Here is a 24,895-nt window from a genome sequence, read left to right on the forward strand (position 1 = left end):
AGCTGCCAGTTCCGGGATCGTCGTGATCTAGAGGACGCCGGTCCCGCCGTGCGTCCGCGCCGGTCTGCCCGCGTTTCCGGTCCGGAGTCTTTTCATGAAGTCGATCGCTTTCGTCGCCCTGGCGCTGGCGGGACTGTGCTGGGGCCTGGGCTTTCCGACCGGCAAGTTGATCCTGACCGAGATGGACGCGGCCCATATGGTGCTGCTGCGCTTCGTGGTCGCCGCCCTGGCCGCCGCGCCGTTCGCCCTGCGCTCGCCCGAGGTCCGGGCCCTGTTCAAGTCGCCGGTCGTGCTGCTGGCGGGCGTGCTCTACGGCGTGGCCTTCATGGTCCAGTTCGAGGGTCTGGCCCATGTCAGCGTCACGGTCGCGGCCCTGCTGGTCGGCGCCATGCCGGCCCTGATCGCGGTCAGCGCCAAGGTGCTGGGCGAGACGGTTTCGAGGATGTCGTGGATCGGGGTGGCGGCGGCGACCCTGGGCGCGGCCCTGATCGCCGGCAAGCCTGACGGGGCCAGCTCGCCGTTGGGCGTGGCGTTGTCGCTGGGCGCGCTGTTCCTGTTCCTGGCCTGGCTGCTGACCCTGCGCCGCGCGCCGAAGGCCCCGAACGCCATGGCCATCCCGGCGGTGTCGATCATCATCGCGGCCGCGACCGTCCTGCCGATCGCCTTCGTCATGCACGGCCCGCCGAAACTGACCCTGAGCGCGCCCGTCTGGGCCGCGATCCTGGCCCAGGGCGTCCTGGCCACCCTGCTGGCCACCGCCGCCTGGCAGTACGGCGCGGCCCGGGTCGGGGCGGCCAGCGCCGGGGTGTTCATCAATATCGAGCCGCTGATCGGCGCCTGCTGCGGCGTGCTGCTGTTCGGCGACCACCTGACCGCGGCGTTGTTCGCCGGCGGCCTGCTGATCATCGGCGGTTCTCTGGCGGTGGTGCTGGGTGAGAAGAAGGCCGCGCTGGGCGACATCCAGGCGACGGTGGCGCCAACCCCTTGATATGGGCGGCTCAGTCCAGCGCGTTGCGGCAGGCCGCGCCCATGGCCAGCGGCGACAGGGCGATCGCGCCGACGCAGTAGGCCAGCAGCAGCAGCAGCCCGCCGGTCCACGGCAGGCCGGCCGAATAGCCGTCCAGCGCCCCGGCTCCGAAGATCACCGGCGGGGCGAACAGCGGCAGGACGATCACCGCCACCAGCAGGCCGCCGCGCTTGCTGCCCAGGGCTAGCGCCGCGCCGAGACCGCCGAGGAAGGCGAAGGCCAGGCCGCCGGCCAGGGCGCACAGCACCAGCAGCGGCATGACCTTGAGATCCGCGCCCAGCATCAGCGCCGCGACGGGCGCGGCCAGGGCGAGCGGCGCGCCGGTGGCCAGCCATTGGGCCAGGCACTTGGCGACCGCGACGGCCTCCAGCGGCGCGGGGCCCAGGGCCAGCAGGTCCAGGGTCCCATCCTCGTAGTCGCGCTCGAACAGTCGCTCCAGCGACAGAAGCGCCGCCAGGGCCAGGGCCAGCCAGGCGATCCCGGGCGCGATGGCGGCCAGGCGCTCGGGCGCGCGGCCCGAGGCCATTGGCAGCAGCACCACGACGCAGGCGTAGAAGGTCAGGGCCAGCAGCGGCCCGCCGCCCTTGCCCCAGGCCAGGGCCAGTTCCCGCCGCAGGAGGATGCCGAAGCCTTTCATCGCCCGGCTCCTTCCATTCCAATGGGCACCGACCGGGTCGGGATCGGCAGCGGATCGTGCACCGAGGCCAGGATCATGCCGCCGCCGGCCAGGTGCTCGGCCATCACCTGGCCGAACGCCGCGCGCTGGCCCGCGTCCAGCGGGGCCATCGGCTCGTCCAGCAGCCATAGCGCCCGCGGACTGGCCGCCAGTCGCGCCAGGGCCAGGCGACGGCGCTGGCCGGCCGACAGGCGGCGGACTTCCAGGTCCAGCAGGCGATTGAGGTCGAAGCGCTTGGCCGCCGCCCGGGCGTTATCCTCGGTTCCGCCGGTCCACAGCGTCTGGAAGCGCAGCTCCTCCCAGGCCGTCCGGCTGGACTTCAGCCCGTCCTGGTGGCCCAGCAGGTGCAGGTGCTCGGCCCGCGCGGTGTCGGCCTCGATCGGTCCGGTCTCGCTCTCGAAGGCGATCGTTCCTTCGGCGGGGCGCAGCAGGCCCGCCACGGCCCGCAAAAGGCTGGTCTTGCCGGCCCCGTTGCGGCCCGTCAGCACCGCCGCCTCGCCGGCGCGCAGCGTCAGATCCAGGCGCGAAAACAGCGTGCGCTCGCCCCGCGTGATCGCCAGTTCCTTAATGAGAACAACTCTCAACACGTCAAGACCCCGTGCGCGACATGGACGTTCGACGACGGCGGCGCTAATAAGCGCGCGGTCGTCCCCCTCCAGTCGTTTTGGGTGGTACGCGGCGCGGAGGCGGAACCTGTGTGTCCCTTCCGATCAGCGCGTGATCCCGGGAGCGGTTTTCGGGCGGCCGTGGACAGAGAAGGATCCTCAAGAATGGCGTCTGTTGACAGCCTGAAAGCCCGCCGCGAACTGAAGGTCGGCAACAAGTCCTACGTCTATTACAGCCTTCGCGCCGCCGAGGAAGCCGGTCTGACCGGAACTTCGTCGCTGCCGGTGTCGATGAAGGTGCTGCTGGAGAACCTGCTTCGCAACGAAGACAGCGTTTCGGTGTCGGAAGACGACCTGAAGGCCGTCGCCGCCTGGCTGCAGAACAAGGGCTCGGTCGAGCACGAGATCAGCTTCCGTCCGGCCCGCGTGCTGATGCAGGACTTCACCGGCGTTCCCGCCGTCGTCGACCTGGCCGCCATGCGCGACGCCATGGTCGCCCTGGGCGCCAACCCGGCCAAGATCAACCCGCTGAACCCCGTCGACCTGGTCATCGACCACTCGGTGATGGTCGACAACTTCGGCAACCCGAAGGCCTATGACGACAACGTCAAGCGCGAGTACGAGCGCAACATCGAGCGCTACCGCTTCCTGCGCTGGGGTTCGTCGGCGTTCAACAACTTCCGCGTCGTGCCGCCCGGCACCGGCATCTGCCACCAGGTGAACCTCGAATACCTGGCCCAGACCGTGTGGACGAACGAAGTGGACGGCGATGAAGTCGCCTATCCCGACACCGTCGTCGGCACCGACAGCCACACGACCATGGTCAACGGCCTGGCCGTTCTGGGCTGGGGCGTGGGCGGCATCGAGGCCGAGGCCGCGATGCTGGGCCAGCCGATCCCGATGCTGATTCCGGAAGTCATCGGCTTCAAGCTGACCGGCGCCATGCCAGAAGGCGCGACCGCGACCGACCTGGTGCTGACCGTCACCCAGATGCTGCGCAAGAAGGGCGTGGTCGGCAAGTTCGTCGAATTCTACGGCGACGCCCTGGCCAACCTGACCCTGGAAGACCAGGCGACGATCGCCAACATGGCCCCGGAATACGGCGCTACCTGCGGCTTCTTCCCGATCTCGGCCTCGACCGTGGCCTATCTGAAGGGCACCGGCCGCACGCCCGAGCGCGTCGCCCTGGTCGAGGCCTACGCCAAGGAACAGGGTCTGTGGTGGGAGCCGGGCACGCCCGAGCCGACCTTCACCGACACCCTGGAACTCGACCTCTCGAGCGTCCAGCCGTCGCTGGCCGGCCCGAAGCGTCCGCAGGACCGCGTCCTGCTGGCCGAGGCCTCGTACAAGTTCCAGGAGTCGCTGGTCGGCGAGTTTGGCAAGGCCGATCAGCCTGACCTGCGCGCCCCGGTGGAAGGCGAGAACTTCGACGTCGGCCACGGCGACGTGGTCATCGCCGCCATCACCTCGTGCACCAACACGTCCAACCCCTCGGTCCTGATCGCCGCCGGCCTGGTGGCCAAGAACGCGGTGGCCAAGGGCCTGAAGGTCAAGCCGTGGGTGAAGACCTCGCTGGCCCCCGGCTCGCAAGTCGTCACCGACTATCTGGCCAAGGCTGGCCTGACCAAGCACCTCGATGCTCTCGGCTTTAATCTTGTTGGTTATGGCTGCACCACCTGCATCGGCAATTCGGGCCCGCTGCCGGAAGCCATCAGCAAGACGATCAACGATAACGACCTGGTCGCCTGCTCGGTGCTCTCGGGCAACCGCAACTTCGAAGGCCGCGTGAACCCGGACGTCCGCGCCAACTACCTGGCCTCGCCGCCGCTGGTGGTGGCCTACGCCCTGGCCGGCACGATGAAGATCGACCTGGCCACCCAGCCGATCGGCCAGGACAAGAAGGGCAACGACGTCTTCCTGAAGGACATCTGGCCTTCGAACGAAGACATCGCGACCCTGCAGCGCAAGGCCATCAACGAGAAGATGTTCGCCACCCGTTACGGCGACGTCTTCAAGGGCGACAAGAACTGGCAGGGCATCAAGGTGACCGGCGGCCAGACCTACGCCTGGGAAGGCGACTCGACCTACGTCCAGAACCCGCCGTACTTCCCCAACATCTCGATGACCCCCACCCCGGTCACCGACATCGTGGAAGCCCGCATCCTGGCCGTGTTCGGCGACTCGATCACCACCGACCACATCAGCCCGGCCGGTTCGATCAAGACCTCCAGCCCGGCCGGTCAGTACCTGATCGACCACGGCGTCCAGCCGGTGGACTTCAACGGCTACGGCGCCCGCCGCGGCAACCACCAGGTCATGATGCGCGGCACGTTCGCCAACATCCGCATCCGCAACAAGATCACCCCGGAGATCGAAGGCGGCGTGACCAAGCACTTCCCGACCGGTGAAGTGATGCCGATCTACGACGCGGCCATGAAGTATCAGGCCGAAGGTCGTCCGGCGGTCGTGTTCGGCGGCAAGGAATACGGCACCGGCTCGTCGCGCGACTGGGCCGCCAAGGGCACCAAGCTCCTGGGCGTCCGCGCGGTGATCTGCGAAAGCTTCGAGCGCATCCACCGCTCGAACCTGGTCGGCATGGGCGTGCTGCCGCTGCAGTTCGTCCAGGACGGCTGGCAGAAGCTGGAGCTGACCGGCGAGGAGATCGTCTCGATCCGCGGCCTCACGGACCTCGCGCCGCGCAAGCAGCTGATCGTCGAGCTCTATCGCCCGACCGACGGCCGCATCGCCCGCTTCCCGGTCCGCTGCCGCATCGATACGCCGACCGAGCTTGAGTACTTCAAGAACGGCGGCGTGCTGAACTACGTGCTGCGCAACCTGGCCAAGTCGGCTAGCTAAGCGAAGCGTTCAGGCGCACGAAAAAGGCGGCCGGCTCCCTCGGGGGTCGGCCGTTTTCGTTGGAGGAGCGCGTGACAACGATGTCTCCACCTTTTCTCCCCATGACCGACGCTATTCACGGCCTCGTGAACGGCTATCTCGGGCGTTCTTGGCTTAAGTGACCCGCAATGCGTAAGGCCGCCCTCTCCCTGCTCGCCCTGGCCCTGTCCGGCGTCGCCATCTCCCTGTCTTGGGGGCCCGCCGCTTGGGCCGCCAAGCCGCCGGTGGTGGTCGAGCTGTTCACGGCCCAGGGCTGCTCGTCCTGCGGCAAGGCCAACCAGCTGGCGGCGGATCTTTCCAAGCAGGACGGCGTCCTGGCCCTGACCTATTCGGTCGACTACTGGGACTATCTCGGCTGGAAGGACACCTTCGCCAAGCCGAGCTTCGCCGAGCGCCAGCGCGCCTACGCCAAGAAGTTCGCCCTGCGCGACGTGCCCACGCCCCAGATGGTGGTCGGCGGTCGCGTCCAGGTGTCGGGCGCCAAGGCCGAGGCGGTCGAGGACCTGGTCAAGACCGCCAGGCGCTCGCCCATCGATCCGCCGGACATGCAGTTCGTCGGCAAGACGCGCGTCGCGGTCGGTTCGGGTCCGGCGCCGCGCGGCGGGGCCGAGGTCTGGCTGGTGCGCTACGACCCGCGCGAACAGGACATCGCCGTCAAGCGCGGCGACAACAAGGGCCAGACCCTGGTTCACCGCAATGTGGTGCGCGAACTGGTCAAGCTGGGTCCCTGGGCAGGCCGGCCCAAGCTTTATCGCCTGCCGGCCTCGACCGACGACGGTCTGGAGAGCGTGATCCTGGTGCAGGGCGCCAAGGGCGGCCGCATCCTGGGCGTGCTGGAAACCACCACCCCCGAGCGCTGAGGTCTCTGAACTTCAGGAGCCCGTCAAAAGAAAACCCGCGTGGCCGGAGGGGACGGGCCACGCGGGTTCCTTTGCATGCCGACGAGAAGCGTCTCGTGACCGGGCGGGCTGGGGGGGCTGGACAGGAACCCGGTCCGCTCTTCGTCGACACATCCCTTATCGCCGCCCAAACAGGCGAGGACTGGACCAAACAAAGGTCGTTTCTGGGCGGGCTGTGTCATGGATGAGACACGTCATGGATGAGGCGCACGCGCAAAAAAGCCCGCGCGGTAGGGGGATCCGCGCGGGCTCATTTGGGGGAGGGGATATAGAGTTTGTCGGCTGACCGGCCCGCGATCTGGGGGGCTGGGGGGGCTGTTCAGGATCCTGGACCACAGGGTGTCCGATCAGCCGACAATCACTTTATCGACCCGCAAACAGGCGGGCGAACGACCGAAATAAGGTCATATCGGGGCGCAGCATGGCCGTGGCGTGTCTTTTTGGCCGGGCGTGACCGGCGTGACACGAAGGCCGGGGTTTCGTGGCGCCAGGCTGTTCCAATCGTCCGATTTGGGATTAGATTCCGCCGATGGCCCTGGAATCCCAATCCGCGCCCGTCGGCGGCGTTGTCTTCTTCGAACGGCGTGAGCTGGACCAGCTGATGCGCCTCTACGGCCGCATGGTGGCGGCCGGCGAGTGGCGGGACTACGGCATCGCCGGTCTCTCCGACCACGCCGTGTTCTCGATCTTCCGCCATACCGCCGAGGTGCCGCTCTATCGTGTCGAGAAGCGTCCGGCCCTGGCCCGCAAGCAGGGCGCCTGGGCGGTGCACGGCCAGGGCGGCCAGATCCTCAAGCGCGGCCACGAACTGGCCCAGGTGCTGCGGGTGTTCGAGAAGGGCAAGTTCTCGGTCGTAGACTGACCGCTAGAACGAGAAGCCCAGCTTGGCGCCGACGAAGCGGCCTTCGTTGTCGTAGCCGCGCGCGGCGCCCACCCCGCTGGTGTCGGCGCTGGGCTGGATGCCGCACAGCACCCCGATCCCGCCCGAGACGCCGCCCTCGCGCCGCTCGATCGCCGTCCGGGCCACGCCGCGCGGGAGGGGCGGCCGCGCCTGGGCGTAGCGCAGCTCCACCGGACCGACGGGCTTGAGGTTCAGGGGCGTGGAGAGGTTCGGGGTCTTGGCGACCGGCGGATAGGCCGGGAGCGTCGTCTCGGCGTGGGCGCCGACGGCGAACAGCAGGCCAGCGGTCAGGGCGAGGGCTCGGATCATCGTCGTCTCCATCCCCGACAATGTGGGCGCGATGCGGTCAAAGAAAAAGCCCCGGCGGTTTCCCGCCGGGGCTTCGTGGTTTCGACCTCGGTTCTTTCCAGTCTCCGGTCCGCCCCTTCGGTCGGACCGGTGGCCGTCTTAGCGGCGGCTGCCCAGGATGCTGAGCAGGAATTGGAAGAGGTTGATGAAGTTCAGATAGAGGTTCAGCGCGCCATAGTTGGTGGCCACGGCCATCGACTGCTGCTCGCCGCCCAGCTGGTAGTAGGTCATCTTCAGGCGCTGGGTGTCATAAGCGATCAGGCCCGCGAAGATCAGCACGCCCAGGACGCTGATGATGAAGCTGAGGCCCGGCAGGTGCAGGAACATCTGGACCAGCGAAGCCAGCACCAGGCCGATCAAACCCATGATCAGGAAGCTGCCGAGACCGGTCAGATCCTTCTTGGTGGTGTAACCCACCAGGCTCAGACCGCCGAAGGCGATGGCGGTGATCAGGAAGGTCGAGGCCACCGAAGCGCCGGTATAGGCCAGCAGCCACACGCCCGCGCCGGCGCCGATCGACGCGACCAGGGCCCAGTAGAGGATGCCCGACGAACGCGCCGTCGGGTTCTTCATGGCGAACATGGCCACCAGCATCATAGCCAGCGGCGCGAAGCGGACGATGGTGCCCAGCATGGTGAAGCCGGCCAGGCGGCCGTCCGGGGTCAGCACGTACAGCTGGCTGGCGACCGGCGTATAGGCGCTGGTCAGGAAGGCCAGGCCGGCCGACAGCAGGAGGCCCAGCGCCACCTTGTTGTAGACGCCGAGCATGAAAGTACGCAGGCCGGCGTCAACCGACATGTCGGCGCGATCCGCCGGGATCGAGCGCGCGTAGCCGCGGTTGAAGTCGTTCATCGAAGTAAGCCCTTGAGCTAGAGCGTCCACGGTGGACGCTAGACGAATATCGGGTGTCGCGACCGGTCGCGCAATCCCCTCACGAAAGTGTTCATGGTATGCGTTCGTGAAGTGGCCGGCTCCGGAACGCGCCCGCCGACCCGCCTTGCGGTGACGCAACGACAGCCCTTAGAACGCTTGCCTGACAAAGCTTGCCCATTGGGGCGAAAGAGGGGCTGGCCCATGGAGTACGTCAAGCTCGGCCGCACGGACGTGTCGGTGTCGCGCTGCTGCCTGGGCACCATGACCTGGGGCTCGCAGAATACCGAGGCCGAGGCTCACAAGCAGATGGACTACGCGCTGTCGCGCGGCGTCAACTTCTGGGACACGGCCGAAATGTATTCCAGCCCTCCCAATCCGGAGACCCAGGGCCGCACCGAGCGGTATATCGGCACGTGGCTGGAAAAGACCGGCAAGCGCCACGAGATCGTGCTGGCGTCCAAGGTCGCCGGCCAGGGCGCGGCCTTCGGCGGCTTGTCGTGGATGCGCAAGGACGGCGCGACCACCCGCCAGACCAAGGCCCAGATCGACGAGGCCGTCGAAGGCTCGCTGCGCCGCCTGAAGACCGACTATCTCGATCTCTACCAGCTGCACTGGCCCGACCGCAAAGTGCGGGTGTTCGGCGGCCAGTCCTACCGCGACTACGACCAGGATTTCGAAGCGTTCGGCGACATCCTCGAGGCGCTGGACGCCCACGTGAAGAAGGGCTCGATCCGCCATGTCGGCGTCTCGAACGAGTTCCCCTGGGGCGTGATGAAGTTCCTGGCCGAGAGCGACACCAAGGGCCTTCCCCGCATCGCCTCGATCCAGAACGCCTATCATCTGGCCAACCGCACCTTCGAGTTCGGCCTGGCCGAGATCGCCATGCGCGAACAGGTCGGCCTGCTGGCCTATTCGCCCCTGGCTCAAGGCCAGTTGACCGGCAAGTATCTGGACGGCGGCCTGCCCGAGGGTTCGCGCAAGGCGCTCTACAACCGCATGCAGCGCTACGAGGGTCCGGGCGCGGTGGAGGCGTTCCGCGCCTATGTCGCCTTGGCCAAGGCCAACGGCCTGGACCCGGCCCAGCTGGCGCTGAAGTTCTGCGACACGCGCCCGTTCGTGACCGCCACGATCATCGGCGCCACCTCGATGGCCCAGCTGAAGACGGACATCGACGCCTTCGACCTGGCCTGGACCGACGACCTTGAGAAGGCCGTCAACGACATCCACGCCCGCCAGCCCAATCCCTGTCCATAGGCGTTCTTCCCGGATGATCCGCCTGTTCACCGCCATCGCCATCCCGCCGGAGATCGGCCAGGGCCTGCTCTCGCGCCAGCACGGGATCGAGGGCGCGCGCTGGCGGCCGCTGGAGGCGTTCCACATCACGCTGAAGTTCATCGGCGATGTGCAGGAGCCCGTGGCGGCCGAGCTGGACGAGGCCTTGGCCGAGATCGCCGCGCCGGCCTTCGACCTGGAGCTGACCCGCGCCGGCTGCTTCGGCGAGGGCGCGGATATCCACGCTGTCTGGGCCGGCGTCGAGGACAGCGCGCCGCTGCGTCGCCTGCAGAAGGCTAACGAGAGCGCCGCCCGATCGGTGGGGCTCAAGCCCGAGAGCCGCCTCTACACCCCCCACGTCACCCTGGCCTATCTGAAGCGCGCCTCGGTCCAGGAGGTCGGGGCCTGGATCCAGGCCAACAACCTGCTGCGCTCGCCGGCTTTCACGGTGGATCGCTTCGGGCTCTATTCCAGCTGGCGGACCAGCGAGGGCTCGGCCTACCGGCTGGAACGGGAATATCCGCTGGGGTGAGGTTGGTCGGTGATCGCCTGGGGCTATCTCAAGCGCCAAGAGCGGACATGTTGATTGTCCGAGAAGGGTGGTTGTCGGACTTTAAGTGCGCCCCGTCATGGCGAGGACTGCGAATGAGAGCCACGCCGCAAACGCGATGCTGCTGAGCAGCTGCAATCGCTTGGTGTGGCGCGTCAGATCGGCGTCATCCAGCCCTCTATCCCGCCGGAAGAGCGCGAACCAGATCAGCTTGTTCCAATAAGATAGGCCGCGCATTCGACCGTATATTCCGGGATGTCGCGCAGCGAGAGCTGAGGCCACTTTCGGCACGAACCAAAATTGCGCCACGCAGCAGCACGCAAATATCGAGAAGGGGAGCCATGCCATCAGGGCGAATGGTATCTCGGCTCCATTTTGCCGACAACCAGACCTCGATTGGTCCGACTTAGGGTCGAAAGCCGACCTCCCGGGTCGGTGCGACCCTTAAATCTCTTGGAGGCTGCAGCGTGCAGGGCTGTCCAGGTCAGTCAAGGCTCGCCTCTGGCGACCGCGCGCGGCGACGCGGAGCGTCGGCCTTGAGTGACCTGGACAGCCCTGCGATCGTCTCGCCGTGAGATGTAAGGCGGGCGCTCTTCCGGGGCGGAAGGGCTTTTCCACCGATCCAAAAAACATCCACCGTCATTCCCGCCACAAGGGCGGGAATGACGGTTGTTTGTGGGGATTGGCGGGTCTCTATCCCCGGCGTTCGCGGCGCCGAACCCCGCGAAATCAACGACTTCTCACTTTTCCACGCCCCTGAATGATCCGCGTTGAATCCGCCGCGATACTCAATGCGTCCCCGTCGCGGGGGAGGGCGTTTGGATCCGGCCCAATACGGCGGCGGGGATAGGTTGAGCGGGGCCGCTGGCGGTTCCCGGCGGAGCCATCACGCCACGTCGCTTACTCTTTAGGAGCGCACGCGGGTGATGGGATCGTCCGGGACCAAAACCATCAGCGGATCGACAGGGCGGTGATCGTACAAGCCGCCTATCGTGGATCGTCGGGGTCGAGACGGATGTAGCCGATCGACTTGGTCCGCGCCCGTCCGGGGGCTAGTGGGGTCCCGAGCTGAAAGACGCTCACGCCCCCCATCCTCACGGGCAAGAACAACCTGGCGGAGCGGTCAAGCGAGCCGAAACACAACAAACCCTCACGGTCTCCGGGTTCGCCCGGCCGCTCCGTCGCCTCCCCACAAGCCTTCAGCGGCTCGGCCGCGTGAAGCCGCCAAGCCGCGCCGGCTCAGCACAGGCCCCCACCTGACCTGCTCACGCAGGTCTGTCCGCCCCCAAGCGGGGCGGAGAAGAGAGCTGGGACCCCTTCTCTCCTCCCCCCTGTTGGGGGAGGAGGACCGGCGGAGCCGGTGGAGGGGGGGGCAGCGCCGCCCTTGACGCCCCTCGCCCGAAACCGCAGAAGCCGTTGGTGACCGACGCCGTTCCCCCCGCCTCAGCCGATACGCCGCCCCCCGCGCCCAAGACGGGGGGGCTGCTCAAGTCGTCGGCGATCTATTCCGGCCTGACCCTGGTCAGCCGGTTCATGGGTTTCGCGCGCGATCTGGCCGTCTCGTACCGGATGGGGGCCAGCGCCACCCCGGCCGCCGACGCCTACAACGCGGCCCTGGCGTTCCCGAACCTGTTCCGCCGGTTCTTCGCCGAGGGCGCCTTCGCGGCGGCCTTCGTGCCGGCCTACGCCAAGTCGCTGCAGCGCGACGGCGAGGAGAAGGCCGACATCCTGGCCGCCGACGCCATGGCCACCCTGGCCGCCTCGACCATCCTCATCACCGTCGTCTGCCAGCTGGCCATGCCGTGGCTGATGATGCTGATCAGCCCGGGCTTCGGCTGGGGCACCGAGAAGTACAAGCTGGCGGTGCTGCTGACCCAGATCACCATGCCCTACCTGCCCTGCATGGCGATCGTTGCCCACCTGTCGGGGGTGCTGAACGCCCGCGACCGCTTCATCCTGTCGGCCGGCGCGCCGATCCTGCTGAACCTCTGCACCCTGGCCTTCATCCTGCCGCAGAGCACCGCGATCGACGCGGCCCGCTGGGGCTCGATCGGCGTCGTGGTCGCCGGTGTCGCGCAAGCCGCCCTGCTAACCTGGGGCGTCAACAAATCCGGCGCCAAGGTCCACTGGCGGCTGCCGCGCCTGACGCCGGAGGTGCGCGAGCTGATCGGCAAGGCCATTCCCGGCGCCCTGGCGGCCAGCGCCACCCAGGTCAACATCTTCATCTCCGGCAACCTGGCCAGCCACGTGCCGGGCGGCCGCACCTGGCTAGCCACGGCCGACCGGCTCTACCAGCTGCCCTTGGGTCTGGTGGGCGTGGCCATCGGCGTGGCCCTGCTGCCGCGCCTGTCGCGGGCCGTCCACTCGGGCGACCGCGCGGACGCCCAGAGCGCCATGGACCAGGGGATCACCCTGGCCATGGCCCTGACCCTGCCGGCCGCCGCCGCCCTGATCGCCATGCCCGGCTTCCTGTCGGATGGCCTCTATACGCGTGGCCAGTTCACCGCCTTCGACGCCAGCCAGACGGCGGCGGCGCTGTTCTTCTACGGCCTGGGCACCCCGGCCTTCGTGCTGCAGCAGCTCTATTCGCGGGCCTTCTTCGCGCGCGGCGACACCAAGAGCCCGATGCGGTTCGCCCTGATCTCGGTGGCGGTGAACATCGCCTTCGGCGTGGTGCTGTTCCAACTGGTCGGGGTCAAGGGCATCGCGGCGGCCACCGCGATCGCTTCCTGGATCAATGTCGGCCAGATGGCCTGGGCGCTCTCGGCCAAGAAGCACTATGGCCCCTCGTCGCGGACCTGGTCGCGCCTGGCGCGGATCCTGGCCGCCAGCCTGGGCATGGGCCTGTTGCTGGCCGCCGCCTCGCACTATCGCGACCTGATCGAGGCGCCGCTGCGGGGCCTGGGCCTGACGGGCCACGCGATCGGCGCCAAGGAGTTCGCCCTGGCCCTGACCTGCCTGGCCGGCGTGGCGGTCTATCCGCCGCTGCTGTTCCTGTTCGGCGGGGTCAAGCCGGCCGAACTGAAGGCGGTGCTGCGACGTGGCAAGGCTTGATCCATGCCCGCGAGGAGGCTAACCAGCGGGGCATGGCTCCGATCGGTCCCCTCGCGCCGCGATGGCGCGGCTCTTTCTGATCTCGATCCTCGCGCTTCGGCGCGAGCGCGCGACCGCGCCCTAGCCACATCCTTCGAATTCCGCAGCCAAGGCTGAAGCCATGACCGATCAAGCCCCCGTCGTCTATGCGGGCCCCAAGCGCATCCTGTCTGGGATCCAGGCCTCCGGGGCCCTGCACCTGGGCAACTATCTCGGCGCCCTGAAGCGCTTCGTCGATATCCAGGACGAGAAGCCCTTCATCTTCGTCGCCGACATGCACGCCATCACCGTCTGGCAGGATCCGGCCGTTCTGGCCGCCCAGACCCGCGAGATCGCCTGCGCCTACATCGCCGCCGGCCTGGATCCGCGAAAGGCGACGATCTTCCCACAGTCGGCCGTGCCGGCCCATGCCGAGCTGGCCTGGATCTTCAACTGCGTCGCCCGCCTCGGCTGGCTCGACCGCATGACCCAGTTCAAGGAAAAGAGCGGCAAGCACAAGGAGCGCAGCTCGGTGGGCCTCTACACCTATCCGGTGCTGCAGGCGGCCGACATCCTGCTCTACAAGGCCACGCACGTTCCCGTCGGCGAGGACCAGAAACAGCACCTGGAGCTGACGCGCGACATCGCCCAGAAGTTCAACAACGACTTCGGCGCGCCGGGCTTCTTCCCGATCACCGAGCCGGTGATCGAGGGGCCGGCGACGCGGGTGATGAGCCTGCGCGACGGCTCGGCCAAGATGAGCAAGTCCGACCCGTCCGACGCCTCGCGCATCAATCTCATGGACGACGCCGACACCATCGCCGCCAAGATCCGCAAGGCCAAGACCGATCCGTTGCCGCTGCCGGAAACCGTCGAGGGCCTGAAGGAGCGTCCGGAAGCCAAGAACCTGGTCGACATTTTCGCGGCCCTCTCGAGCCAGACCCGCGAGCAGGTGATCGGCGAATATGGCGGCAAGGGTTTCGGCACGTTCAAGCCGGCCCTGGCCGAACTGGCGGTCGAGGTGATGGGTCCGATCGGCGCGCGCATGCGCGAGCTGACCGGCGACCCAGGCCAGATCGACGCCATCCTCCGGGACGGCGCCGAGCGGGCCCGAGCCGTCGCCGATCCGGTGATCGCCGAGACCAAGAAGCTGGTCGGCTTCTGGGGGGCTTGAGGTTCGGATTGAAGCGGCGTCATCTCGCGCGATGACCGACGCCGCTTCATCCAACGCCTTGGGCAGCCGCCGCAAGTTCCTGGTCGTCGCCGACGACTCTCCGGAATTCGCGGCGGCGCTGAAATATGCCTGCCGCCGCGCCCGCTCGACCGGCGGTCACGTGGCGCTGCTGAAGGTGATCTCGCCCGCCGAGTTCGAGCACTGGAGCGGCGTGCGCGAAGAGATCGAACGCCAGGAGCGCGAGGAGGCCGAGGCCCTGCTGCAGAGCCTCGCCAGCCAGGTGGTCGCCGCCACGGGCCTGCCGCCCGAGTTCATCATCAAGCACGCCGACAGCGTTCGCGCGGCGTTGAAGCAGGTCATCGCCGCAGACCCGGCCATCAAGATCCTGATCCTGGCGACCTCCACGGCCGGCCGGGGCCCCGGCCCCCTGATTTCGGCCATCGCCAAGGAAGGCGTCGGCTTCGCGGGGCGGAAGCTGCCCGTCACCGTGGTGCCGGGCGACCTGACCGACGCGGAGATCGAGGCGCTGGCCTAGAGCCCGTCCCGTTAGGCGGCTCCATCTGAACGGGCTCTAGCCCCGCGGCGTCACCCGCACCGGCGAGGCGTCCGGCGCGCCGTTGCCGCCTCGGCAGGCGGCGGGCTTGAACTTCAGGTCCAGGCAGACCCAGACCTCGGTCAGGCGGCCGTCCTTGACTCGGATATTGAGACCGTCGCGGGTCATGCCCCTGTTGCGCTTGAGAAAGGCGTCGCGGATCTGGCCGGCGGTCATGGTCTCGCCGACGGGCGTCAGGTCGGGGACGTTCAGGCCCTTACGGACCTTCTGGGCTTTCCGGAAATAGGCCTCGGGGCTGTCCCAGTTGCACGTGCCGTGCGCCTGCCACTCGTGCTGCAGCAGCCAGGGCGACGGGGTCATGCAGAGATTGGCCTTCACCGTCGCCGGGCTCATCGGTGGGCTGGGCTTGCAGTAGCGCGGGTGGACCTTGTCTGGCCCGTTCGGCCACAAGCCGTGCACCGTGAAGCCGAAACGGTTGTTCTGGCACTGGATGACCTTATCCGACTCCGGAATGCCGGCGCGGCAAGCCTCGGGCGACCAGAACAGCGCCAGCAGATAGGCGGCGATCGGCACGTTGGCGTGGATCTCGTCGGCCGGAGGAACCTCGGCCGGGGCGGGGGTCACAACGGGCGGGACCGCGCAGGCCTTCAGGTCGGAAGCCTGGACGCCGGTCGCAAGCGTCAGGACGGCGAAAGCGGTGGCGAGGGCGGTCTTCATCATGAACTCCGGAACGGCGGCGCGGATAGGGACCCGCGCCGGCGCCGACGTCAAGAAGCCCTTTGGCGACGCCCCGGGGGGGCGCGTCTCGATGGCCCGCGCGGCCAGGACGCCCGCATTTTGCCATCTTTGCCGCGATTGAGAACGATTATCATTGCGACTGCATCGCAGGATCGCTAAGAACGCCTCGCAATTTCAGGAGGGGCTCTCACGGCGAGCCCTCGGGGAATAGGGACGATCATGCGTAATTTGAACTCCGCCGGCGTTGTCAGCCGGCCTCGTCGCGCCCTGGGCGCCGCCGCCGTCGCCGGCTTGGCGGGTCTCGGCTGGGCCCACGCCGCCGCTGCCGGCGAGGCGGCCGCCGCCATCGCGACCGCGCCGGCTGTCGCCTCGCCAACGGCTGACGAAGACAGGACCGAGGTCTCGACCGTCAAGATCGACGCTCGCCGCGTCGCCGACCCCTCGTCGAGCAAGTTCACCGCGCCGCTGGTCGACACCCCCAAGTCGGTGACGGTCATCCCATCGCGGATCATCGAGCAGACCGCCGCCACCTCGCTGCAGGACATCCTGCGCACCTCGCCGGGCATCACCTTCGGCGCCGGCGAAGGCGGTCAGCCGCTGGCCGACCGTCCGTTCATCCGGGGCTCCAGCTCGGCCAACAACATCTTCGTCGACGGCGTCCGCGACAGCGGCGGCCAGACCCGCGAGATCTTCAACCTCGAGCAGGTCGAGGTCGTGAAAGGTCCGGACAGCGCCTATAGCGGCCGTGGCTCGGGCGGCGGCAGCATCAACCTGTCGTCCAAGACCCCGAAGGCCGACACCTTCGCGCGCGGCTCGGTCGGCATGGGCACGGACGCCTATGTCCGCGCCACCGCCGACCTGAACTACGCGATCAACGACAGCGTCGCGGTGCGCCTGAACGTGCTGGGCACGCAAGGCAATACGCCGGGCCGCAAGGCCGTCGATTTCGACCGTTGGGGCGTCGCGCCCTCGCTGGCCATCGGCCTGAACGGCGACACCCAGATCACCATCGCCTACTACCACCTCGACACCAACCAGACGCCCGACTACGGCATCCCGTTGATGACCAAGACGACCGAGCCGCGTACGGCCTCGGGCATCCTTAACGTCGACCGTCGCAGCTTTTACGGCATCAAGAGCCGCGACTTCCAGAAGACCAGGTCGGACATCGCCACCTTCGCCATCGACCACAAGATCGATGACGACCTGAACGTCCGGCAGGTGGTCCGCTATTCGAAGAGCGTGAACGACTATCTGGTCACCAACCCCGGCGACGGCGGCGCGGCCCAGTTCGTTCAGGGCCAGTGGTGGATGAAGCGGGGGACCAAGAGCCGCTGGAACCCGACCGAGACGGTCGCCGCGGTCACCGACCTGCACGGCAAGAAGGTCTTCGCCGGCCTGGAACACAGCTTCGATGTCGGCATCGAGTTGAGCCGCGAGGAAAACCGCAACGCCGCCTACCTGCCTTACGGTACGACGACCTCGGCCTGCCCGACCGGCTTCGTGATCGCCGCGACGGCCCTGACCAGCGTCGGCGGCGGGGACTGCACGCTCGTCTACAAGCCCAACGCCAACGACGTCTGGGTCGGCACGCTGAACAAGGGGCCGCTCACGCGCAACCTGACCAAGACGGCCGCGATCTACGGCTTCGACACCATCAAGCTCGGCGACAAGGTCCTGCTGAACCTGGGTCTGCGCCACGACAGCTACGAGAGCCGTGGCGTTGACGCGTCCTCGACCAGCGCCAACGGCGTCGTCACCTCCGTGACCTACACGCCGCGCGGCGGCTCGTGGGACTTCACCAACTACCAGGTCGGCCTGGTCTACAAGCCGACGACCAGTTCCAGCCTGTATGTCTCGTACGGCACCTCCTCGACGCCTCCGGGCATTTCGGGCGGCGACCAGAACAGCAACACCTCGACCGGCACGGGCAACCTGGCCACGGTGCAGCTGGAGCCGGAAGACAGCGAGAGCTTCGAACTGGGCGCCAAGGCCAATGTGTTCCACGACACGCTGGCGCTGTCGGCGGCGGCCTTCAAGACCACCCGCAAGAACGCCCAGATCCTGATCGACGCCAACACCTACGCCCAGGTCGGCGAGGTCGAGGTGAAGGGCTTCGAACTCGGCTTCTCGGGCAACGTCACCCCCAAGTGGCAGGTGTTCGGCGGCTATACCTACATGGACAGCGAGCTGGTCCGCGGCGCCTATACCAGCGTCAACCAGGGCGACCCGCTGGCCAATACGCCCAAGCATACCTTCTCGACCTTCACGACGTACAAGATCACCCGCCAGATCGCCCTGGGCGGCGGCGCCTACTACGTGTCGACCAGCTTCGGCGGCAACCAGGGCGGGGCCGGCGGCGGTACGAACCGCATCTATGCGCCGTCCTACACGCGCTATGACGCCTTCGCCTCGTGGAGCATCAACCCGAAGGTCGACCTGCAGCTGAACATCCAGAACTTGACGGATGAACGCTACATCGCCCGCACCAATGGCGTGCACCACGCCGACCCGGCGCCGGGCCGCCAGGCGATCCTGACCGTCAACGTGAAGTACTAGGTCTCCCCTGAACAGGGTGACGGCGTCACGGGTTCTGGCCCCGGGAGGAAAGGTTTGAAACCTTGCCTCCGCGCCCCGTCCGGCCTCTCCATGGCCGGGCGGGGCGATTTGGTTTCGGCCTGATCCGGATCAAACAAGACGCGGCGCGGCGTGGTAGGAACGAGTCGCAACAAGGACGTCCCCATGATGCTGCAGATTCCCGAGGTGCTGACCAAGGCCCAGGTCGCCGAGTGCCGGGCGATCCTGGACGCCGGTCCGTGGGTGGACGGCAATCTGACCTCGGGCTTCCAGGCCGCGCGGGCCAAGACCAATGAGCAGCTGCCGCAGGACTGCGAGGCCGCCCTCCGGGTCGGCGAGGCGATCCTCCAGGCGCTGGAGGCCAATCCGCTGTTCGTCTCGGCCGCCCTGCCGCAGTTCATCCTGCCGCCGATGTTCAACCGCTACGGCGAGGGCATGGGCTTCAAGGATCATGTCGACAACGCCATCCGTCGCGACCCGGTCAGCGGCCGGCGCCTGCGCACCGACCTGTCGGCCACCCTCTTTCTGGAGGAGCCGGAGAACTACGACGGCGGCGAGCTGGTCGTGAACGACCTCTACGGCGATCACGTCGTCAAGCTCTCGGCCGGGGACATGATCCTCTATCCCAGTTCCAGCCTGCACCACGTCACCGCGGTGACGCGCGGTAGGCGCACAGCCAGCTTCTTCTGGATCCAGAGCCTGGTCCGCGACGACGCCAAGCGCACGATGCTGCTGGAGATGGACGTCGCGATCCAGCGCCTGGCCCGCAAGGTCGAGGCCGGCGACGAGGGCGTCCTGTCGCTGACCGGCGTCTATCACAACCTGTTGCGCCAATGGGCCGAGGTGTGAAAATCGATTGAAATAGCGTGTTCGCGGAACGCGGGTCCTTCTTGCGAACCATAAGTTTACGGTTGCGTCCCACGATCCGCCCAACTTGGCGGAGACCTGATGTCCCAGGGGCGAGATAACGAAGGGGTCGCGGACGCGCCATCGCCGTTTGGCGAGGCCGAGGCCGCGCGCTGGCTGTTCGAGAACGCCAGCGATCTCTTCGCCGTGGTCTCGCCCGAGGGCCGCTTCGTCAGCGTCAACGGCGCTTGGACGGCGCTAACGGGCTGGACCCCCGAGGAGCTGATCGGCCAGCCCACTCTGAAGTTCGCCCATCCCGACAGCCAGGCCGAGCTGATCGAGAGCGGCTCTCGCCTGCGCGCGACCGGCGAGACGATCAACGAACTGAAGATCCGCTGCAAGGACGGCCGTACGATCTGGGTGCAGGGCCGTTCGCGCCTGGGTCCGAACGGTGAGCTGATCGGACTGATGCACGACATCTCGGCCGAGGTGGCGGTCCGGGCCGGACTGGAGTCGGCGCGCCGCACGCATCAGATCCTCGCCGAGGAGGCCGGCGTCGGGATCTGGAGCTACGAGCCCGAGGGCGAGCGCATCGACTGGTCGCCCGACGTGCTGGCGCTGCTGGGCCTATCGCCGGCCGACGTGGCCACGGCGGATCTGTTTCTGGCCCGCCTGCCCGACAACCAGCGCGAGACGGTGCGCGAGGCCTTCGGCCACGCCGCTCGCACCGGCGAAGGCGGCGCGATCGAGTTCCGCCTGCGCGGCGCCGACGGCCGGTGGGAGACCTTCCGCAGCACCTATCGGGCCGCCGACCGGCGTGGCGCGCTGTTCGCCTTGAAGGGCATCACCCAGAACATCACCGACGTGGCGCGCAGCCGCGACAAGGCCATCTGGAGCGAGCGCCGGGCCCGCCGCCTGGTCGAGGACGCTCCGTTCGCGGTCGCCGTCTACGACCTAGACATGCGCCTGCGGCTGGTCAGCCCACGCTTCCTGGAGATCTTCCGGTCGACCGAGGCGCAGGTCATCGGCAAGACCCTGACGGAGCTGACCAACAGCGGGCGCGGCCGCTTCGTGGCCGGGGTCGCCCGGGCCCTGTCCGGCGAAGTGGTCTCCCGACGCGAGGATCGCTTGTTCGACGCCGAGGGCGTGGAGCGCGCCTTCCGCTGGGAGGCCCGGCCTTGGCTGGACGCGGCCGGCGAGATCGTCGGCGTCATCACCTATATGGACGACATCACCGCCCTGACGGCGGCGCGGCGCGAGGCGCGGATCAACGCCCGCCGCCTGAAGGTCGCCCTGGGCGCGGCGCGGGCCGGCGTCTACGAGATCGACCATGAGGCCGAGAGCTTTTGGGGCTCGCCGGAGTTCCACCGCATCATGGGGCGCCGGGTCGTCTATGACGATGTTCGCGAGGCCATCTTGCCGATGGTCCACCCCGAGGATCGCGCCCACGTCTACAAGGCCGCCGCCGAGTGGTGGCGCGACGATCTCGGCGGAACCCAGGAATATGACGTCCGGGTGCTGTCGCCCGGCGGCGAGACGCGCTGGGTGCGGATCTTTCACGACGTGCGCCGCGACGCCCGCGGCATCGCCCGCAAGGCGGTAGGCCTCGTCCTCGACATCGACGAGAAGAAGAAGGCCGAGCTGGCCCTGGTGGCCGCCGAGCGCGCCGCCCAGGCCGCCAACGAGGCCAAGGCTCAGTTCCTGGCCAATATGAGCCACGAGATCCGCACGCCGATGAACGGGGTGCTGGGGGTCATGCACGTGCTCCGCCGCGAGCTGCCGGCCGGCGATAGCGCCGATCTCTTGCGAGAGGCCTTGGCCGCCGGCCAAATGCTGTCGACCTTGCTGGACGACGTGATCGACATCTCCCGCATCGAGGCCGGGCGCCTGGATCTGAACCGGGAGCCGGTCGATCCGCGCGAGCTGACCCGGGGCGTGGCCCGGCTGCTGGCCGGCCAGGCCTCGCACAAGGGCTTGCGACTGGAGCTCGATCTCGCCGACGACCTGGGCTGGATAGAGACCGACCCGACCCGCGTCCGCCAGGCCCTGTTCAACCTGATTGGCAACGCGGTGAAGTTCACCCTGAAGGGCTCGGTGACCGTCCGGGCCCGCAAGGCCATGACGGCGGAGGGCCAGCGTCTGGTCTTCGACGTGATCGACACCGGCATCGGCGTGCCATTGGAGGCGCAGGCCAGCCTGTTCGAACGTTTCCAGCAGGCCGACGCCAGCACCACCCGCCGCTTCGGCGGCTCGGGTCTCGGTCTGGCCATCACCCGAAAGCTGGCCCAGATGCTGGGGGGCGAGGTGTCGTTCCGCTCGACGCCGGGCGAGGGTTCGACCTTCACCCTGACCATCGCCGGCCCGCCGGCCGTCGCGCCCGCCGCCATCGAGGCGGCGGCCGACGACCTGCTGGCGGGCCTCAAGGTATTGGTGGTCGAGGACAACCCGACCAACCAATTGGTCGCTTGCCGGATCCTTGAGCAGTTGGGCGCCCGGGTGAGCGTCGCCGACGACGGCGCGGCGGGCGTCGAGGCCGCGCGCATCGGCGCCTTCGACCTGATCCTGATGGACGTCCAGATGCCGGGCATGGACGGCTTGGAAGCCGCCCGCCGCATCAGGGCCCTGCCGGGGGCCGCGGCGCGCGCGCCGATCATCGCCCTGACCGCCAATGTCATGGCCCACCAGCGGGCCTCTTACCGCGCCGCCGGCATGGACGGGGTCGCCGCCAAGCCCATCGCGCCGGCCGCCCTGGTCGCCGAAATCCTGCGCCTGTCGCGGGCCGACGACGACAGCCAGGGCGCCGTCGCCTGACCCCGCGCTTTCCCCGCCCCCTTTTCGCCGGGCCCTGAACCACGCTAAGCAGGGTCAAAATACGGGGGAATACAGATGGCCGAAGCCGATCAGGAACGCGCCTCGATGCGCACAGTGGTGGCGGCTTCGTCGGCCGGCACGGCCTTCGAATGGTACGACTTCTTCATCTTCGGCAGCCTGACCCAGGTCATTTCCAAGACCTTCTTCGCCGGACTCAATGACACCGCCGGCTATATCGCGGCGCTGGCCCTGTTCGGGGTCGGCTTCGCCTTCCGGCCGCTCGGCGCTCTGGTGTTCGGCAAGATCGGCGACCAGGCGGGCCGTAAAGGCGCGTTCCTGGCCACGGTGCTGCTGATGGGCGGCGCGACCTTCGCCATCGCCTTCCTGCCGACCTATCAGCAGGCTGGTATCATCTCGCCGATCCTGCTGATCCTGATGCGTTGCGTGCAGGGCTTCGCGCTGGGCGGCGAATACGGCGGGGCGGCGATCTATGTCGCCGAGCACTCGCCGCCGAACCAGCGCGGCTGGTCGACCTCGTGGGTGCAGACCTCGGCCGCCTTCGGCCTGTTCGGGGCCTTGCTGGTGATCATGGGCGCGCGCGCGGCCGTCGGCGTGGAAGCCTTCGACGCCTGGGGCTGGCGCATTCCCTTCGCGGTTTCGATTGGCCTCCTGGGCGTGTCGGTCTGGATGCGGATGAAGCTGACCGAGAGCCCCGCCTTCGCCGCCATGAAGGAAGAAGGCCAGGCCTCCAAGGCGCCCTATGCCGAGGCGTTCGGCCAGTGGAAGAATCTGAAGCTCGTCATCCTGGCCTTCCTGTCGATGATGTGCGCGCAGGGGGCGGTCTGGTACACCAGCTTTTTCTACGTCCAGACCTTCATGGAGAAGTTCCTGAAGGTCGACGCCGCGACGATCAACGGCGTGATGATGACCGCCACGGCGATCAGCGCGGTGTTCTATGTCGTCTTCGGCTGGCTGTCGGACCGGATCGGCCGCAAGCCGGTGATGCTGGGCGGCATGACCCTGGCCCTGCTGTTCTATTTCCCCGGCTTCCACCTGCTGGAAAGGGCCGCCAACCCGGCCCTGGCCGAGGCCTCGGCGAAATCGCCGGTCGTGGTCGTGGCCGATCCCAAGGACTGTTCGCTGCAGTTCGATCCGGTCGGCAAGACCGCCTTCGTCAGCTCGTGCGACATCATCAAGAGCGCTCTGGCCAATGCGGGCGTCTCCTACGCCAACCAGAAGGCCCCCGCCGGCTCCGTGGCGGTGATGAAGATCGGCGGCGCCGAGATCGCCTCCAGGAGCGCCAAGGGCCTGCCCAAGGCCGAGGTGAAGGCGGTGAAGACCGGCGTCGAGACCCAGATCAAGGCCGCCCTGGCCGAGGCCGGCTATCCGGCCAAGGCCGATCCGGCGCGGATGAACAAGCCGCTGATGCTGGGCGTGCTGTTCGTCTTCGTGCTCGGGGCGACGGCCCTGTTCGGCCCGCTGGCGGCCTGCCTGGTCGAGCTGTTCCCGACGCGGGTGCGTTACACGGCCCTGTCGCTGCCCTACCACATTGGCACGGGCTGGGTGGGCGGCTTCGTGCCGTTCTTCGCCTTCGCCATCGTCACGGCAGTGGGCAACATCTATGCCGGCCTCTGGTATCCGATCGCCTTCACCCTGATCAGCGTGCTGACCACGGCCTTCCTGCTGCCGGAGACGAGGGGACGGTCGCTGGACTAGGCGGTCGCCGCCGGCAGCACCTCGACCGTGACGCCGGCCTGGGTCAAGGCATGGACCAGGGCCGGGTCGATGGCGTGGGTGATCAGCCGCACGATCTGGCGACCTTCGCGCGCCAGCTGCACCAGGCGATCGGCGTCGGCTTGCGACGGGTCGAGCCGCTCGACGTCGCGGCGGGCCATCTTCACGACCTCCGGCTCGGCGTCGCCATCCAGGACCAGCACGTCTGCCGCGCCGAGGGCCCGGCTGGCGCGTAGCGTCAGCAGATCGGCGGGACCCTTGCCGGCGATGAAGCGCACCACGCCCTTGCGGGCCGAACCCTTGGCCAGGGCCTCGCGGAACAGCTGGCCGGCCCTTTCCATGTCGCCGTCGCGGGCGGCCTGGGCGGCTTCGCCCAGCACCGCGTCGCGCAGGAAGGCCCGGCGCTCGTGCAGGGCCGGCAGCGCCCCGCGCACCTCGCTCTGAAACTTCCGCAGCAGGGCGGCGACACGACCCATGCCCTCGGGCACCTGGGCCTCTATGTCGTTGCGCAGCATGGTGGCCAGCACCGGTGCCGAGCCGCCGGTGCCGACCGCCGCCACCACCTCGCCGCGGTCGATCACGGCGGGGGTGTTGAAGTCGCAGAGTTCGGGCCGGTCGACGACATTGACCAGCACCCGCGCCGCCCGCGCCGCGCTGGCGGCGGCCTGGACGAACACCTCGTCCTGGCTGGCGACGAAGGCCAGGATCGCGCCGGTGTAGGACCCGGGGAGATAGGCCTCATGGCCGTCCAGGCGGATCACCGTGGCGGGCGAGCCTTCGAACAGGCGGGCCTTGGCGTCGGCGGCGTCGCCCGAACCGGCGATCACCACCTTGCGGCCGGCCAGGGGGAAATAGGCGGGGAAGGAATCCAACGGGAACCTCGGTACTATTGCGAGCGGCAATCGGCGTAGGGACCGCCGGGGAAGCCCTTGAGCATGGCGTCGGCGCCCTTGCTCCACAGCTCGGCTTCGCCGGCCGCGTAGCGCGCGCCGGAGGCCGAGCGGGCCAGCTTCAGGGTCTTGGTCGCGCCGCCGGCGGTGACCACCACCGTCTTGCCGTGCAAGGCGTAGGCGCTGGTGAACCGCTTGCCGGCCTTGCAGCTGTAGCGGATCGGCGCGTCCGTGGAGTCCATCGGGGCCACGGTGGCGCAGCCGGCCAGGGTGACGGCGAGGACGGCGAAGGAAACGAGGACGCGGCGCAAGACGAAGATCTCCACACGGTGCGGTCAAAGCATAGCGGGTTTCGAAGACGGCGCCCGCCCGCCTTCGCATCCGCGGAAGCGTTTTTACAATGTCGTGCGTTCTCCGCCCGAACACCCCTGGCGAAATCCCCTGGTCAAGCCCG

The 24,895-nt window shown here is 68.2% G+C and carries 21 protein-coding genes; 14 read left to right on the top strand and 7 right to left on the bottom strand.

Annotation, left to right across the window (positions count from 1 at the left end; genetic code table 11):
* Nucleotides 1–94 precede the first annotated feature (94 nt).
* Nucleotides 95–988 (top strand): DMT family transporter, encoded by an 894-nt coding sequence (locus AC1RNC_RS16260; RefSeq protein WP_492887379.1) that lies wholly within the window; start codon nucleotides 95–97, stop codon nucleotides 986–988.
* 10 nt (nucleotides 989–998) lie between these two features.
* Here the strand turns inward: AC1RNC_RS16260 and ccmB are convergent, their stop codons facing one another.
* A complete protein-coding gene (gene ccmB, locus AC1RNC_RS16265; RefSeq protein WP_492887380.1) occupies nucleotides 999–1,664 on the bottom strand; it encodes a heme exporter protein CcmB in 666 nt (221 codons plus the stop codon).
* Entirely contained in the window at nucleotides 1,661–2,290 is a 630-nt protein-coding gene (gene ccmA, locus AC1RNC_RS16270; RefSeq protein ID WP_125158872.1) for a heme ABC exporter ATP-binding protein CcmA, read from the bottom strand. Before ccmA ends, ccmB begins: the two co-directional genes overlap by 4 nt.
* A gap of 183 nt (nucleotides 2,291–2,473) precedes the next feature.
* Between ccmA and acnA the strand changes: the two genes are divergently transcribed.
* From acnA to AC1RNC_RS16285, 3 genes are all read left to right on the top strand, one after another.
* Nucleotides 2,474–5,164, top strand: coding sequence for an aconitate hydratase AcnA (gene acnA, locus AC1RNC_RS16275; RefSeq protein ID WP_492887381.1), 2,691 nt, complete (start codon nucleotides 2,474–2,476; stop codon nucleotides 5,162–5,164).
* Between the two features lie 167 nt (nucleotides 5,165–5,331).
* Nucleotides 5,332–6,063: a DUF1223 domain-containing protein gene (locus AC1RNC_RS16280; protein ID WP_492887382.1), complete on the top strand. Its 732-nt coding sequence runs from the start codon at nucleotides 5,332–5,334 to the stop codon at nucleotides 6,061–6,063.
* Nucleotides 6,064–6,631: 568 nt separating this feature from the next.
* Nucleotides 6,632–6,964 carry a DUF2794 domain-containing protein gene (locus AC1RNC_RS16285; RefSeq protein WP_492887383.1) on the top strand — a complete coding sequence of 111 codons (333 nt, stop codon included), beginning with the start codon at nucleotides 6,632–6,634 and terminating at the stop codon, nucleotides 6,962–6,964.
* 3 nt (nucleotides 6,965–6,967) lie between these two features.
* On the opposite strand, the gene AC1RNC_RS16290 is transcribed toward AC1RNC_RS16285, so the two are convergent.
* Together AC1RNC_RS16290 and AC1RNC_RS16295 are read right to left on the bottom strand one after the other, a co-directional pair.
* The gene (locus tag AC1RNC_RS16290; protein WP_125158868.1) at nucleotides 6,968–7,312 is read right to left on the bottom strand and encodes a hypothetical protein; all 345 of its coding nucleotides are present in this window, start codon (nucleotides 7,310–7,312) and stop codon (nucleotides 6,968–6,970) included.
* 138 nt (nucleotides 7,313–7,450) lie between these two features.
* Nucleotides 7,451–8,203: a Bax inhibitor-1/YccA family protein gene (locus AC1RNC_RS16295; RefSeq protein WP_492838826.1), complete on the bottom strand. Its 753-nt coding sequence runs from the start codon at nucleotides 8,201–8,203 to the stop codon at nucleotides 7,451–7,453.
* Between the two features lie 222 nt (nucleotides 8,204–8,425).
* Between AC1RNC_RS16295 and AC1RNC_RS16300 the strand changes: the two genes are divergently transcribed.
* The 6 genes from AC1RNC_RS16300 to AC1RNC_RS16325 all read left to right on the top strand — a co-directional run bounded on the left by AC1RNC_RS16300 (nucleotide 8,426) and on the right by AC1RNC_RS16325 (nucleotide 14,827).
* Nucleotides 8,426–9,478 carry an aldo/keto reductase gene (locus AC1RNC_RS16300; RefSeq protein WP_492887384.1) on the top strand — a complete coding sequence of 351 codons (1,053 nt, stop codon included), beginning with the start codon at nucleotides 8,426–8,428 and terminating at the stop codon, nucleotides 9,476–9,478.
* A 13-nt stretch (nucleotides 9,479–9,491) separates the two neighbouring features.
* Nucleotides 9,492–10,028: an RNA 2',3'-cyclic phosphodiesterase gene (thpR, locus tag AC1RNC_RS16305; protein WP_492887385.1), complete on the top strand. Its 537-nt coding sequence runs from the start codon at nucleotides 9,492–9,494 to the stop codon at nucleotides 10,026–10,028.
* 1,437 nt (nucleotides 10,029–11,465) lie between these two features.
* On the top strand, nucleotides 11,466–13,100 hold the full coding sequence (gene murJ / locus AC1RNC_RS16310) for a murein biosynthesis integral membrane protein MurJ (protein WP_492887386.1): 1,635 nt from the start codon (nucleotides 11,466–11,468) through the stop codon (nucleotides 13,098–13,100).
* Nucleotides 13,101–13,132: 32 nt separating this feature from the next.
* Nucleotides 13,133–13,180, top strand: a complete 48-nt coding sequence (locus AC1RNC_RS16315) for a hypothetical protein (protein ID WP_370450218.1) — start codon at nucleotides 13,133–13,135, stop codon at nucleotides 13,178–13,180.
* 80 nt (nucleotides 13,181–13,260) lie between these two features.
* Complete coding sequence (trpS, locus tag AC1RNC_RS16320; RefSeq protein WP_492887387.1) at nucleotides 13,261–14,292, top strand: tryptophan--tRNA ligase; 1,032 nt, start codon at nucleotides 13,261–13,263, stop codon at nucleotides 14,290–14,292.
* A gap of 31 nt (nucleotides 14,293–14,323) precedes the next feature.
* On the top strand, nucleotides 14,324–14,827 hold the full coding sequence (locus tag AC1RNC_RS16325) for a universal stress protein (protein WP_492887388.1): 504 nt from the start codon (nucleotides 14,324–14,326) through the stop codon (nucleotides 14,825–14,827).
* Between the two features lie 36 nt (nucleotides 14,828–14,863).
* Here the strand turns inward: AC1RNC_RS16325 and AC1RNC_RS16330 are convergent, their stop codons facing one another.
* Nucleotides 14,864–15,562, bottom strand: coding sequence for a ribonuclease T2 (locus AC1RNC_RS16330; RefSeq protein WP_492887389.1), 699 nt, complete (start codon nucleotides 15,560–15,562; stop codon nucleotides 14,864–14,866).
* Nucleotides 15,563–15,802: 240 nt separating this feature from the next.
* On the opposite strand from AC1RNC_RS16330, the gene AC1RNC_RS16335 reads away from it, so the two are divergent.
* The 4 genes from AC1RNC_RS16335 (at nucleotide 15,803) to AC1RNC_RS16350 (ending at nucleotide 23,533) form a co-directional block, all read left to right on the top strand.
* On the top strand, nucleotides 15,803–18,142 hold the full coding sequence (locus tag AC1RNC_RS16335; RefSeq protein WP_492887390.1) for a TonB-dependent receptor: 2,340 nt from the start codon (nucleotides 15,803–15,805) through the stop codon (nucleotides 18,140–18,142).
* Between the two features lie 183 nt (nucleotides 18,143–18,325).
* Nucleotides 18,326–19,009, top strand: coding sequence for a Fe2+-dependent dioxygenase (locus AC1RNC_RS16340; protein WP_492887391.1), 684 nt, complete (start codon nucleotides 18,326–18,328; stop codon nucleotides 19,007–19,009).
* A 99-nt stretch (nucleotides 19,010–19,108) separates the two neighbouring features.
* Nucleotides 19,109–21,817: a PAS domain-containing hybrid sensor histidine kinase/response regulator gene (locus AC1RNC_RS16345; RefSeq protein WP_492887392.1), complete on the top strand. Its 2,709-nt coding sequence runs from the start codon at nucleotides 19,109–19,111 to the stop codon at nucleotides 21,815–21,817.
* 75 nt (nucleotides 21,818–21,892) lie between these two features.
* A complete protein-coding gene (locus AC1RNC_RS16350) occupies nucleotides 21,893–23,533 on the top strand; it encodes an MFS transporter (protein ID WP_492887393.1) in 1,641 nt (546 codons plus the stop codon).
* Here the strand turns inward: AC1RNC_RS16350 and AC1RNC_RS16355 are convergent.
* Together AC1RNC_RS16355 and AC1RNC_RS16360 are read right to left on the bottom strand one after the other, a co-directional pair.
* Entirely contained in the window at nucleotides 23,530–24,423 is an 894-nt protein-coding gene (locus tag AC1RNC_RS16355) for an NAD(P)-dependent oxidoreductase (protein ID WP_492887394.1), read from the bottom strand. The genes AC1RNC_RS16350 and AC1RNC_RS16355 overlap by 4 nt on opposite strands.
* A 14-nt stretch (nucleotides 24,424–24,437) precedes the next feature.
* Complete coding sequence (locus tag AC1RNC_RS16360) at nucleotides 24,438–24,752, bottom strand: MliC family protein (RefSeq protein ID WP_492837796.1); 315 nt, start codon at nucleotides 24,750–24,752, stop codon at nucleotides 24,438–24,440.
* Between the last annotated feature and the right edge of the window lie 143 nt (nucleotides 24,753–24,895).

The sequence above is a fragment of the Caulobacter sp. GW822-FHT01G02 genome (genome assembly GCF_058802865.1).